The 14,506-nt window shown below is 52.4% G+C and carries 9 protein-coding genes; 5 read left to right on the top strand and 4 right to left on the bottom strand.

The window, feature by feature from the left end:
• Positions 1-17 precede the first annotated feature (17 nt).
• A complete protein-coding gene (locus JMI88_RS35745; protein ID WP_201366820.1) occupies positions 18-815 on the top strand; it encodes a lytic transglycosylase domain-containing protein in 798 nt (265 codons plus the stop codon).
• Between the two features lie 112 nt (positions 816-927).
• On the opposite strand, the gene JMI88_RS35740 is transcribed toward JMI88_RS35745, so the two are convergent.
• Positions 928-3,384, bottom strand: a complete 2,457-nt coding sequence (locus JMI88_RS35740) for an MBL fold metallo-hydrolase (RefSeq protein WP_201366819.1) — start codon at positions 3,382-3,384, stop codon at positions 928-930.
• A 398-nt stretch (positions 3,385-3,782) separates the two neighbouring features.
• Between JMI88_RS35740 and JMI88_RS35735 the strand changes: the two genes are divergently transcribed.
• The 4 genes from JMI88_RS35735 (at position 3,783) to JMI88_RS35720 (ending at position 9,009) form a co-directional block, all read left to right on the top strand.
• Complete coding sequence (locus tag JMI88_RS35735) at positions 3,783-4,031, top strand: hypothetical protein (protein ID WP_201366818.1); 249 nt, start codon at positions 3,783-3,785, stop codon at positions 4,029-4,031.
• Entirely contained in the window at positions 4,025-6,262 is a 2,238-nt protein-coding gene (locus JMI88_RS35730; RefSeq protein WP_201366817.1) for a thiamine pyrophosphate-binding protein, read from the top strand. The genes JMI88_RS35735 and JMI88_RS35730 overlap by 7 nt, the downstream gene beginning before the upstream one ends.
• Positions 6,263-6,639: 377 nt before the next feature.
• Complete coding sequence (locus tag JMI88_RS35725; protein ID WP_201366816.1) at positions 6,640-7,860, top strand: YncE family protein; 1,221 nt, start codon at positions 6,640-6,642, stop codon at positions 7,858-7,860.
• A gap of 48 nt (positions 7,861-7,908) precedes the next feature.
• Positions 7,909-9,009, top strand: a complete 1,101-nt coding sequence (locus JMI88_RS35720; RefSeq protein WP_201366815.1) for a WD40/YVTN/BNR-like repeat-containing protein — start codon at positions 7,909-7,911, stop codon at positions 9,007-9,009.
• A 149-nt stretch (positions 9,010-9,158) separates the two neighbouring features.
• Here JMI88_RS35720 and JMI88_RS35715 read toward each other — a convergent pair whose 3' ends face one another.
• The 3 genes from JMI88_RS35715 to JMI88_RS35705 all read right to left on the bottom strand — a co-directional run bounded on the left by JMI88_RS35715 (position 9,159) and on the right by JMI88_RS35705 (position 14,132).
• Positions 9,159-10,499, bottom strand: a complete 1,341-nt coding sequence (locus JMI88_RS35715; RefSeq protein WP_201366814.1) for an MFS transporter — start codon at positions 10,497-10,499, stop codon at positions 9,159-9,161.
• A 487-nt stretch (positions 10,500-10,986) separates the two neighbouring features.
• A complete protein-coding gene (locus JMI88_RS35710; RefSeq protein WP_201366813.1) occupies positions 10,987-11,271 on the bottom strand; it encodes a hypothetical protein in 285 nt (94 codons plus the stop codon).
• 161 nt (positions 11,272-11,432) lie between these two features.
• A complete protein-coding gene (locus JMI88_RS35705) occupies positions 11,433-14,132 on the bottom strand; it encodes a bifunctional YncE family protein/alkaline phosphatase family protein (RefSeq protein ID WP_201366812.1) in 2,700 nt (899 codons plus the stop codon).
• Between the last annotated feature and the right edge of the window lie 374 nt (positions 14,133-14,506).

Below are 14,506 nucleotides of genomic sequence, written 5' to 3'. Positions count from 1 at the left end.
CATCGAAAGGAACACAGTTGATTAACCGTTTTTATTCTGACCCGACCATTAGTACATCAGCTTTAGATTCACAAGAAACACGGAGCACGCCTACATTGAAAAATACCAATGCACTACTCACAGAAAACAATACTAAAGAAATGCCAGAATTAGCCGGTGCAGGTTCTATCCATACATATGAGAATAAGTATGATCGACCAGCACAGCCTCGCCAGAACAGCGGGAAATCAGCGCGCACACCACGGCGTCTCTCAAATCTACGCAAAGGTATCGCAGTTGGAGCTGCTTGCGGCGCTTTACTTCTTTCGGGCTTCGCAGCTACACACTATACACAGGTTGGTAACATTGGTTCGACAGCTAACTACCAACAACATCAAGTAGTGTCGACCACACAACATGACCACCATAGACACCAGTCATCAGCTTCGGTAGCAAATTCATATATCGACATGGCTCGAAGCGCAGCCAGCAGCGCAGGCATCAGCCCTGACTATTTTGTACGCCAGATCAATCAGGAGAGCGGCTTCAATCCAAATGTGGTATCACCAGTAGGGGCCCTCGGCATCGCGCAGTTCATGCCAGGCACCGCCGCCGAAATGGGCGTTAATCCTTCAGATCCACAGTCATCACTCACAGGAGCAGCCCGCTGGATGGGACGCCTCAGCCGACAGTTTGGTGGCGACTACGCCAAAGCTCTGGCCGCATACAACGCTGGTCCTGGTGCGGTACAGGGCGCCGTCAATGCCGGTGGTGGAAACTGGCTGGCTTACTTGCCTGCTGAGACACAGAACTACGTCCGCAGCATCATGGGCTAAGCGCAACGCGCACCAACACATCCTTTACAGTCCTCCCTCTAACTAACAACCGGACCGTGCTCGCTGGCCAGCAAGCACGGTCCGGTTGCTTTTTGCTCCGCAACCATTTTTGTCAAGGGAGCAGACGTATAGCCGAGGCGCGTACCTGGGCTATACGCTCCGCCTCACCTTCTGTTTCTAATATTTCATCCCAGCAAACCTCGAAGAGGCGCCAGCTGCTACGGCCAGTCAGGTGACCGGGCCTATCATTGACCAGAATCGCACTGCCCGCGCCCGCTTCCAGTAGCTGCAAGTGATGGGCAAAGCCACCATTAGCATAAACGCGCGTTTCATCCAGTGGATGCCAGGTCTCGCCATGGTGGCGGAATAGTAACAGGCCATGAGTCAATAACTCAAGACCCCAGGCTAACCGATCATCGGCCTCGTATAGCTCCAGGTCGCGACAGAGAGAGGTAAAAGAAAAAGTGGACTGCTGGCAGCGCCGCCACCAGGCAAACAGGTCAACCCAGGCCTGATCAAGCGTTTGACGCCATTTCTTGAGATAGACCTTAATGGTTTCATCTGACAGGTGTAGCCACTCGGTCCTGCGTACATCTGGCAATAGCTGAATCATTGATAGGGGACGAATGGCTGCCTTCCAACCATCGGTAATCATGCGGATCCCCCCATTGTGAGCCGATGATAGCATCAAAGCCAGGTAGGGCGCGGAATTCTTCTGTCCCTGCACAATCGCTACCACACCGGTATCAGGTATGCGCTGCGATAATTCAGACTCAGGAGCATGGGTAAGCGCCACCGACAGGAAACCGGGGGCACAGGCTGCTAGTTGCTCCTCATTAATAATAGTAGAAAATGACAGTCCCAGCACAGTTTCACAGGGCTGATAGATGGATTGGGCCCCGATACGGCTGCGCTTGAAATAGGCGGATGTATCGCTTTTGAAGACCTGCTCAATCAAGGGGCGCAAAGCAGGTCGATAAGCGCTACCATAGTAGGCCTGCCCCAACTCAACAACCGTCCAGGGACGTAGCGGGCCTAATTTCCTGGCCAGTAGCCAGAGGCTCTCAACTGAAGGAGCCGCCATCGACTCGGCACTATCAAAAAACGAAAGATCTGGCTCTGTAAGCGGCGATGGCGCTTCAGGCAGAATAACCGCAGATGCTGCTGCTGCACGCGGCGATGCAAAGGCCGACACATTCTGCCGTACAGCTTGAAAAGTAAGTTTGCTACCCACAATTGGTATCTCAACATGTATATTTCCGAAGCGCTGCTTCAGTGCCTCAAGGGCGTCGCGCTCACCATGCACCAGGATCAAACAGCGCGGCGCCACTTTCATCACGACCTGGCTGATCTGCTCGGCATCGGCATGGCCCGATAGATTATATTTTTCAACCTTGCAAGCCAGCAACACACTCTGTGAGCCGATCTGTAACGGCATACCGGGGCGAGCACGCAACAGAGCGGCGCCCGGACTCTCCTCATCCTGATAACCGGTTAGCAATAAAGCATCCTGCTCGCGGGTCGCAATAGTGGCTCCATACAACGGAGATGCTCCTCCCGAAAGCATGCCTGAGCTACTGATAATAATGGCCGGTTCCTTGCGGGTAATCAGCTCGGCCCGCTCATGACTGCGCACAGCAAAGATATGCAGATCTGGATCGACAAACAACGGGCGGCGTGCATTCCTTAGGTAGCGTTGTAAGTTGGGATGTAGATCATGGGATTGGCCTTGATAGGCCGTGCAAACCGAGCGCACCATACCATCCAGGTAAATGGGGACCGGCGAAATGTGGCCGCTGGCACGATATGACTTCAGGATCAGAACAATCTCTTGCGCACGCCCGACGGCAAAAGCAGGGCAAAGCACGCGTCCATTGCGTGCTACTGTAGACTGGACCGCTTCAGCAAACTTGCGCTCCTCCTCGCGACGGCTGCTATGTGCTCGATTGCCGTAGGTACCTTCGCAAATCATAATATCCGCCGTGGGCAGCGACGCAATATTGACCCCCTTAATCGTACGCTGATCGGTCACGGATATATCGCCAGTATGCAATAACGTCCCTTCAGGCGTTACAAAATAGAGCATGCCGGCTCCCAGGATATGACCAGCCGGAAGATAGAACACGCGAATCTCCGGGGCCGCAGGAATAGGAGTGAAAACCTGTCGAAAACCGATGGGCTGGATACGGCCCAGCAGGGCATCCACCTGCTCCACATTATAGAGAGGCGTCTCACCATCGGGCTTCAAACCTTCTTGCTCCATGATACGCACAGAATCACGGAGCAGAATCTCTGTCAAGACACGCGTGCTCTCAGTTGCATAAATGGGGATATGTGGATAAAGAGATGCGATCAACGGCAGAGAGCCCGTATGATCGATATGGGCGTGTGTAATCAACAATGCTTCCGGCGGGTGGTCATCCAGCAAAGCCAGATCAGGTACGCGCGCCTGTCCATCCCGAGCCGCCGGTCGCATTCCTCCGTCAATCAACAAATAATGGCCCGCCACACGAAGCAATGTGCTGGACCCTCCGACCTCTGATGCTCCTCCAAGAAATGTTAATTCCACCGCTCTCTCCCTTTCCCATGTCTCTGCCTCAGAATCACCGGACTGTAAATTGCATACCACTTGAACAGCACAAAGAGCTTTATTAGTTTGACAAGTCACTACGTTATTTACGCCTTTAAAGTATAACACGAAATACATGAGTAATTACATATATTGATCTAGAATAGTACCAGACACAGCGTAAGAAACACAAGTTTTTTCATTGTCAGGCAAAAAGTGTGGCACGAAAAGAACAATCCTCACAATAACCTCACAGGGCTCAATCAACAAACCTGATATAATCAATATAGACATCATCTACAAAGGCGATGAGCAGTAAAATAAATGCTACAATGTCTTTGGTAAACAGGCGTTCCCTGACAATTTTACATTTCTAATATTATAGAAGGAGTTTCTGCATGCAGAGGAAGATCTCTAGCGCTGCAAAGAACAGCAGCAAGCAACAGAAACAAGCCAGGTCATCCGTAACGCTGTCCGCAACGAAGCCACGACCAGCGATATTACAGGCTGATGAATACCAGATTCTTGATGCCATTCAACACCGGGTTCTCTGGCTCTCAACGCTTATAGTGCATCACGCCAATACTCGTCCTAATCCAGATGACATAAAAGTGGGGGGCATCAAGCATCATCGGCATCCATGGTGAGCATATTAACGGCGCTCTACTTCCATTACTTGCATGCGGGAGATCGCGTCAGCATCAAGCCGCACGCCTCGCCAGCTTATCATGCGATCCAATATTTACTGGGAAATCTGGACCAGCACTATTTACAAACCTTGCGCGCATTCAAAGGGCTACAGGCCTATCCCAGTCGCACCAAAGATCCTGATCCGGTCGATTTCAGTACTGGCTCCGTCGGCCTGGGTGCGGTCGCGCCAGCCTTCGCAGCCGTAGCACAACGTTATGCCCAGCAACACTTCGGGCAGGTTACGGCGCAACGCTTCGTCGCAGTCATCGGGGACGCCGAATTAGATGAAGGCAATATCTGGGAAGCCGCCATCGATGAAACCCTACATGGGGCTGGCAACGTCCTGATTATCGTTGATCTCAACCGGCAGAGCCTGGATCGTATTGTCCCGGGCATCCGTGCCACGCAGCTAAAAAATCTTTTTGCCGCCGCCGGCTGGCACACGTTAGAGGCCAAATATGGACGCCTGCTAGAGAAAGTATTTGCCCAACCGGGAGGCGCGGCACTACGTCAACGTATCGACGATATGAGCAATGAAGAGTATCAAAGTCTGCTGCGGCGCCAGGGAGCAGACATTCGGGCGCGACTGACCCATCCGGGTGAGCTCGATCAACCTGAGCAGCCAGAGATCGCCCTGGCCCTGCAGGATGTGCCCGATGAAAACCTCAAAGAGCTGCTGGGCAACCTGGGTGGACATGATCTGAATACATTGCTGGAAGTTTTTTCACAGGCGGATCAGTACAACGATGCTCCCACTATTGTCTTTGCCTACACGATTAAAGGCTGGGGATTACCCTTTGCCGGTGATGCAATGAATCACTCGATGCTTCTCAGTAACGAACAGGTACGACAACTCCAGCAGGCCATGAATATTCCTGAAGGAGCCGAGTGGGAGGCTTTTGCAAGCGATACCAGGGAGGCAAACTGGTGTCGCCAGAGCGCCGAGCGGCTCAGTAGAAAACAGCTGCAAGCGGCGCCATTAATACTTGCAGAGAAGATACCTGGCAGCTTAAATATGTCTTTCCCAGGAAAACTCTCGACCCAAGAAGCCCTGGGGCGCATTTTAACCCGGCTGGCCACACTGGACGACATCGGCGAGCGCATCGTTACCGTCGCACCCGATGTTGCCATCTCCACCCATTTAAGTGGCTGGGTCAACAAAACCGGCGTCTTCTCACCGACGATGCACCCTGATTATCAGGAAGGCATCCAGCGTACCCTGCGCTGGCAACCCAATCCACAGGGACAGCATATCGAACTGGGCATCTCTGAAATGAATCTGTTCATGCTGCTAGGACAACTCGGCATGAGCTATGAACATTCCGGCCAACTCCTCTTCCCAATCGGGACCGTATATGATCCGTTTATCTGCCGTGGTCTGGACGCCTTGATCTATGGCCTCTACAATCATAGCAAGATGATCTTTGCCGGCACCCCCTCAGGCGTGAGCTTGAGTCCCGAAGGGGGCGCCCATCAATCGACGGTCACGGCCTCGTTGGGTGTTGAACTGCCTGAACTCAATTACTACGAGCCCGTGTTTGCCCGCGAAGTCGAATGGATACTACTGGAGGCGCTGCGCGAGTGCTGTGATCGGGCCGAGGGCCGTTCAACGTATCTACGCCTCTCGACGAAAAAAATCGATCAACAGCTGTTGGAGGAGGCCTTGCAACGCCTGGGAGAAGAACGCTTGCGCCAGCATGTACTGGTCGGAGGCTATCGGCTCCGGGAGGGGCGCGAGCTGGCTCCCGAGGCCCAGGAGGACGATGTAGTACAAATCGTCACGACTGGCGTCATGGTGCCAGAAGCAGTAGCGGCCGCCGGCATCCTGGCCCGCGAAGGCATCGCTGCCAACGTCATTCACCTGACCAGCCCGAAAAAAATCTTTACCATGTATACAGATCTCCGACGTAGTCAGAGCCTGGGACAGGCAGAGCCAGCAAGTGTAGCGCATCTGAGAACGCTCTTGCCGCGATCCGAACGCCTGGCCCCCATCGTCACCGTACAGGACGCCTCGGCCCACAGCCTAGCCTTCCTCAGCGGCATCCATGGCGTCCCCTGCATCGCGCTGGGCATCGACCAGTTTGGGCAATCCGGTAGCATCCAGGAGCTCTACCAGGAAGTTGGTATCAGCACCGACGACATCGTGGCCGCCAGCTATGCCGCCCTGGATCTCAGCCAGGAACGGTAGAAAGCTCCGCAAGCCGGCGCATGCACGCCGGCTTGCGGGCGTTGACGCCCTTCAAGGAAACATGACATCGTCGATTGAACATTTCCGGGCTTGGAGGTGAAATCGGGTGCAAGGCCCGAACCTATTGGTGTCATCATCATTGATGCGTTTCGATAGCCCATGCGATGAAACCTTCAAGAACCATGATTCCAATAGGTTCGGAGCTTGCCTCCGATTTTCCCCTCGACGAACGTAAATGCTCCCCATAGGTTCGGAGCTTGCCTCCGATTTTCCCCTCGACGAACGATCCTGTCCCCTCGCAGCTTTGTAGTCCTTCCTATACTGAAAAAAGAGCACCTCATGCTCGCTTTTGAACAGTTTAGTGAAGAAATACGGTTATGAAACAACATTACACGAGAATATTTTCTATAGATTGGCTTCTTCACCGCAAAATATTCCTGCCACTGGCATGTATTTATGGGTTGCTGCTATGCTTTCTTCTACCAGCAGCACGGTTATCTGCACCGGCACGCGCCGATGGCGGCGCTCCGAATCTGGCCTATGTAGCAGGCTCCGCCGCTGGCATCAGCGTCATTGACGTGGCCCAAAAAGCTATCTCGCGCACCATTGCCGTCAAAAGTGAGCCGCATGCGCTCCTGCTGAGTCCAGATGGACGTTATCTCTACGTTACCCAGCCTCAATCGGGACAGCTAATGATACTGGCTGCCGGTACCGGCAATACCATCTGTAGCGCGGCACTGCCGGGCCAGCCACAATTTCTAGCCCTGGACGTTAATACCAGTAGTCTCTATGTCGCGGGCAAGGGCAGCAACCAGGTAACCACCCTGGATACCAGCAACTGTAAAATCAAACGCACGTTTCAGGCTCAAGCGCCGATTACCGGCGTGGCGTTGGCCCTGCCACAAATCAATCTCGCCGATGGGCAGGACACGCAGCTCTGGGCTACCACAACCCACGGCCTTGCCATTTTTAATACCCAGAACGGAAAAAACCTGCACAGCATTTCCCTGGCCGATGAGCCACGCGCGCTGGCTATTCCGCCTGGAAGGACAGCCTATATCACCACCGAACAGGGAAACATCACAGCCATCGATACCAATAACTATCAGAACATGACAATCATGGCCAGCGGCTCCTATGGTCCGATGGATTTTGATGAATCGACTGGCGAAGTGTATGTGCCCGACGCCAGACATAACGAACTGGCCGTGCTATCGCCGGTCGTCGTTGGCTACTCGCATCCACACGAGCCTGAGCGTACATGGAACTTCCCATCAGCCCCAGTCTCAGTCGCTATTACGAATGATGGGCAGCTTGGCTTTGTCGCCCTGGCTGGCGGTCAGGTAGCCATGCTCGACCTACCGGGCAAGCAGACCGTCGTAAATCTGCACGTGGGAGGGATGCCGCGCTTCATCATCACTGGCCTGTATCCACCACTCGCGCCGATCAATCCACAAGAAGCCACGCTTTCTGGTATACTCATAACCATTGGAGCATATGGGTTAATTGCGGTTATGCTAATCGCTCCTACCATCTATTTCACTTATAGACGTTTTGGACGTGCCCGCAAACGCGTTCGAGAAAAGCCAATGCCATAAGGAAGCGATGCGGGCGACGGTCACCTATGCATAGGAGGCAGCAATTTTATGATGGTTACCGCACCTTATCCACCGGGTACTGTTTTGCTTCTGGCAGGAACGGAGCAGGGACTTTTCTTGCTGACATCGCGAGATCGTGTTCGATGGAATCTACAGGCAACCGGCCTGCAACATAAAGAGGCGCACATTTTCTACGCCATGTTTGATCCCCATCATCATTACCGTCTGTTTGCTGCCGATAACCGCTATGGAGCAGCCTTCCTACGCTATAGTGATGACTTTGGCGACAGCTGGCAGGAGCCAGCGCAAAGCATAATGTTTGCCGAGACTGGCCCGAACAACCAGGCTGAAATCTGGTATATCGAACCCGGGCGGCCCGACGATCCACACACACTCTACGCCGGTACGGGTCCTGCCAACCTCTGGGTCAGTCACGACAGCGGCCAAAGCTGGCAGCGGAACGCCTCCCTGGATGAAAAATCCCGGCACGATCAATGGGAAAATGGAGATGTCGGGACCTGTGTGCATAGCATTGTGGCGGATCCACAACGGCCCGAGCGCATGTGGCTGGGCATCTCCGGGGCTGGTAGTGTACGAACAGAAGATAATGGAGCGAACTGGCAGGACATCAACCAGCTGACACAGCCTCAAGCCGAGGGCTGGAACACTATCTGCACCAGTACACATCGCTTGCTACAACATACCTATCAGCCAGACACGCTTTATCAGCAAAGTCGTTGTGGCCTCTTCCGCAGCACTGATGCTGGCGATAGCTGGACCAGCATCAGCCACGGCCTACCCTCAACGTTCGGCTTCCCACTGACTATGGATATCAATCGACCAGATACCCTTTTCACGCTGGTCGTAGACGCGAACGATCGCTATCCCATTGGCAACCAGCTTACCGTCTACCGCAGCCAGAACGGCGGCGAACACTGGGAAGCCTGTACACGTGGCTTACCAACAGGCGCGCAAGCACGCCAGAAGGTCCTACGCCATGGCATGTGCACAGACGGCAAAGATCCCTGCGGCATTTACATCGGCACCAGAAGTGGCAATATCTTTGCCTCGCCCGATAATGGCGACAGCTGGCGCTTAATCGGCAGCGGCCTACCAACGATCTACTCCGTCACCGCCACCGTCCTCTGATTGCTAACTACTAAACAAGAAACTCGTAGATGCGCGCCACGTTGTTTTCTGGTTGCTTTTTCGAGCGGTAAGCAAGCAAGCGCCCGCAAGAAGCGCACCTACGAGTCGTATTTCTGTTGTCAGCTCCTCTGAAGATGAATATGGTTGCGCTATCGAAGCCTTCTGAAGCGTCGATAGGCATGCAGTCCACTCACTAGTATGGTTACGCCAGCACAGATATTGAGAATGTTGGTCGCATTAAGTTCGCCCGTGTACAGGTGTATAGCGACACCATGCAGCAGAGTACTGCTGAAATATCCACTGAGGAACGTGGCGAGTAATGAACTGATGGTCATCACGGTTCCAAGCGTTGAGAAGACTCGACCAACCATCTTCTCAGGCGTGGCATTGAGTATCAATGGGCCAACAATAACCTCGGCCTGGCTATTGGTGATATTGATGAGAGAGAAACCAACCAATGCTATAAACGACTGATTCGGCACGGTCGATAATACTACCATAATCCCGGAAAATATCATCGCGCGGTAATAGACCCTGGCCGCTCCTATTTTTGTCGCATAGCGATCGACGAAGCAGGTCCCCAGGATGCCTCCAATTGATGGCACTGCGCTGAAGAGGCCGAAAAGGCTCATGGGTACATGCAGATTCTGGGTGATGTAGAAGAGTGCAAGCATGCTGAGACTCTCCCATCCAAATTGGAACAGGCTCTGCGTGAGCATGATGGTGCGCAGGAGCAGATGTCCTTTGATGAACCGGAGTCCGTCGCGCAGCTCTGTGAAGACGTGACGGAGTTTTTCTTGTCGAGCTGCCGCTGCAATTGCTGGCTCTGACACGTGCATTCTACGTACCAAAGCCCAGGACCAGACGAACGATGCCGCATTCAATGCAATTGCCCACCCTGCTCCCAGGTAGACGTAGCATATGCCTGCAAATGTGGACCCGATGGCCCACCCGAACATGCCTGTCCCTATGCTTAGAGCCGAGGCCCGGGTAAGTTGCTCTTCCGAGACGATCTCCTTGAGGAGCGCCTTTGCCGATGGATTGAAGAACTGACTCAGACTACTGACGGCTGCCACTACGAGATAGATTACGGTGAGCTTTATGGAGAGTGGCAGCGCCTTTGTCGCTGCGTCAAGCGCTGGCAGTGGGAGCGGCCCACTTATCAGCAGGAGTGAGAACACGAGCATTGCTCGTAGCGCATCCATAGTGCGCATCGTCTTTTGTTTCGGCCAGCGATCCACAAACACTCCTGCGAATGGGCCGATCAGGAGGGCAGGGAGCGCGGCGGCCAGCATCACGCCGCTGACGGCGAGGGGAGCAGCGCTCTGATTGTGCAGCAGCGTGCCGATCCATAATATGAGCATGGTCGTGAAAAGCGTGTCGCCGATAAGAGAGACCGTGCCCCCGAGCCACAACAGTGTATAGTTGCGATTGATGAGCAGAGCATGCTGGCGCCAATAGGCCAGGCGTTTTTGAGAATGATGAAGCATATGTAACCTTTCGCACGCGCATATGGTTGAGATAATGTGGGGCTGAATAGTGTCTCAAGAGGAGGCGCGGTGCGAAGAATAGGTGGTATGTGCCCAAAAAGGTAGAAAAAATGGGTAGAGCTTGCCTCTGTTCTCACTCCTCGCAGTGCGCCGCATGCGGCGCGAAAACACCGGGAGGATGAGCAATGACGCTGACGATGCATGTCTGTTGGAGTTGCTGTGGATGCTTCATCATTGCTTCATCAATATCCTTGCTGTTTGCTTTTTGAAAAGATGCTTGAATACTATCATATGACGTTACTGCCTGTCAAACGTGGTTCATTACGTTCGCAGGGTCTCAGGATCAATCAGAAAGCAAGAATAGAATCAAATCGCACCAAATCTTTGATGCGTTTTTGGGCATGAAGAGTGAAAGCGGAGACAAGATCTGCACCTATGGATAAGAGTTTTCGAGCATAAAAGGCGCGAGCGGGGCTTGCCCTACCCTCTATTGGCGATAGCGCTCGCGCAAAGCCTCTTCTTCAGGAAAATGTGCGACTGTTGTGGAGCGGAGAAGAGGGCCACTCCCTTCGGTATCGAGGCGCGCGATTTCAACCCGCGCTCGTTCTTTTTCTCGTACAATTAGATAGACAGCAATCGCCCAGGCAATGGAGTTAATCATAGTGGCAAGTGGTATCATAATAGCCAGAAGCTCTTTCATAGATGGTGTCGCGGCCGCCTCGGAAGCCTGCGCCGTAGCATGTTCAAGCCCACTATTTCGTTGAAATTTCATAGCTTTTTTCCTTTGAAAATGTATAAGTTTTACTAAATTCCATGCCACATGTTTTTAATAGCGATATGATCGTATGCATAATAATGATCAGCTCGCCAGACAACACCTATATTACCTGATTTTACCCCATCCGTCTAATGGTAACATTTCACAAAATCAACCTATCCATCATCATCGTGTCCACCAGCCGGCGTGTTCTGTTTGATACCCGGATAAGGAGTGTGCGTGCCTTTGATCGCATACCAGAGCACCTGGTTGAGTTGATCCATCGGAATACGATCCTCAGCCGAGAAATCCATAAGTGACGAGGCCGACGCTCCGTAGGCGCGACGACCATTGAGGGCAGTGGTCGAAACGTTTTCCGCGTGCAGCGTATATGGAGTGGTATCCGCAGAGTTGGTAAAGGCGCGCCACATCGGCACGGCATTGGCATCATACTGACTCAGAGCACGCAACCCAAGAATTAACTCGATGGTGCGTAACATCGCGGCCGTATCATAGAGCGTATGATCTACATACACCTGTCCATGGGCCGTATAAGGACTGATAACCAGCGACGCGGTTCGATGCGCATCCACATGATCAGGTCCGTTCTCAGAATCATCCTCCGTCACAAAGATGGCTGTACTGGCCCAGTATTTACTATGGCTGACCGTATCAACTATCTGGCCCAGAGCATAATCATTATCGGCTACCATAGCCTGGGGCGTTAGCTTACCCGGCTTCGTGCCTTGAGTATGATCATTAGGCAACCACACTATCTCCAGTTGTGGCAAGTTATTGTGAGCCACAAACTGAGTAAACTCACGCTTCCATTCCTTCACCCGATCAACATCCAGGTAATCCAGATCGAATGATTTATAGCGAGGATCATAGTGGCCAACCAGGTTAGGCACAACCTTATCTGCAATCTGCATCGGCGAAAAGCATAGCACCTGGCCCGGAGGAACAGGTTTACTGATATAGGTGTGGGCAACTGGACCAGCACAGCCTGGCTCTTGCTTAGCCGGCAACAGATGTGGCGGCTCCTTAGCATGCAATTGATAGAACTCACCATAATCCCGATAGGTAATATGCGCTTCAGCCGCGGCATCCCAGATATAGCCACCGGGCGAAAGGCCAATAGCACGGCTACCACTAAAGTCTGCAGGACGATGGCGGCCCTGTGGGCCAGCAGAATAATCCTGCGGCCACATCTTCTCAATATAATCATTGGCGTTAGCCGAGTTGGTCCAATTATGCCCATCCGCACTCACCTCTGCATCGGCATAAAAGTTATCAAACAAGCCAAAACGCTCGGCCAGCGCATGCCCATTGGGCGTATTTTGACGCGGGAACAGAACCAGGTTGGCATCCCCATTAGCCAGCTTCTCATCTCCCAGCACCTGATCGTAGGTGCGATTCTCCCTAATCACATAAATCACATGCTTGATCGGAGATGTTCCGCCGGGCCGGGGTATAGGATTATCGGCACTGCGCTCATTGAGGACGGCGTCAGGTTTTCCATTATTACGCGCAACCTGATCGGTATAGAGTTTTAAACGCTGTGCTTTAGGTACTTCAATGATAGAGAGGGTGCCCCTGATCATACTTCCAGTAAAACCGTCAAAGGCACAATGACAATATTGATCCTTGAAACCACTCACAGCATCGACAATTGGTGGATGCGCGCGCATGGGATCAGCATATAAGCGTTTATCATTGGGACCAGCCCCTGTCCCTTTGCCATTGGTTACATAAAGTGTAGAGTTAGCGACATCCACATTCACCGAAGTAGGGTACCAGGCTGTAGGAATACGACCCTGCACCTGTCCTGTGTTATGCTGCAGGTTGATAACGACCACCTCATTATTGCCTGCATCCACCACATAGAGCGTCTTCCCATCCGCGCTGAGTGCCAAACCCTGGGGACTGCTGCTCAATTGGGCATGAGGATGGGGCGCCACCGAAATACGCCCGGCTTCACGCCGGGTGGTAGTATCTACAATTGAGACCGCATCGCTATTGGTATCGGCTACATATAAATAGTGATTGTCGGGACTGAGAGTCATCGCGGTAGGATGCTGGCCGACCGCTATGCTGGCAATTTCATTGCTGGTCGCCGTACTGATCACTGAAATAGAGGAATCGCCCCAATTGCTGGCATACACCTCCTTGCCATCCTTACGTGCAAGCGTCGTATAAGGAAATGAGCCAACCTGCATAATGGCCAGCACCGTTTTGTTGCCTGTATCCACCACATCCACACTATTGGTCAGATTATTGGCCACATACAAACGCTTACCATCGGGGCTCAAGCTCAATCCGGTAGGGAAGAGATTACGGCTCCGAGAGGAATTAAAGATCAGATGAATCGCGTCACCCTCACGGAGTTGTCCATTAGCAGAGACTGCATAGGTATGCACAATATTCTCACCACCGCCAGATGCATACACAGTCTTCCCATCCGGGCTATAGGCCAATCCCACAAAAACACTATGAGGAGAGATATAAGGAATGGTCTGGATAAGCTTATGATCAGTAGTGGAAACGACCTGCAATGACTGAATACCTGCTCCACCATTAGAAATCAACAAGTGGCGACCATCCGGGGCCAGTACCGCATTCAAAGGCAGGTCTCCCAATGTCATCTGACTCCCGGCAGGCGTAATGGTCCAGGTATCTATTAAACGCGTCGCGCCATTTTGCGTACCGGGACTGGCAGTCAAAAATGAAGCTTCGTCAGGAGCAGTGCGAGCGCCATAAATAGAGATAGCCAGAGCAATGATCAACAAGAGAGGCAATGTTACTATAAACAGGTTTAGCCGACGCCTAGAAGACCGAACAGCATGATTTCCCCGTATTTGTGGAGCTTGGCGCATATTATGACCTCTTCATGTTACCAGCCGCTCTCTCTATATTAAGCAGGCATGCTTTTATTATAATCGATGAAAAAGCCGTACCATAAAGGTGGACGCAGATATGCAGGCGAGCACGTCCAGCCAGAATCTATGTAGAAAATCCATCCACTTCATCTCCTGCACACGCCACAATCTCCATCAGAAAATTTTGCGCGCGTCCAACGTGTAGTTAAGTACCAATGTCACAAAACAACAACCTGCTTTTAGTAGAAACGTATCTCTATACGGAAGGATTAAGTGCTTTTCCTTCGCTTGCAAGATATAGATCTGACCATTGTCATGCAATAAGGGATAGAGTTGAAAATATAGTTGCACTTATTTATAATGACAAAAGC

It is taken from the genome of Dictyobacter formicarum (assembly GCF_016587435.1).
The sequence above is the reverse complement of the archived record's forward strand: the minus strand, read 5'-3'. Positions and strand labels throughout refer to the sequence as shown.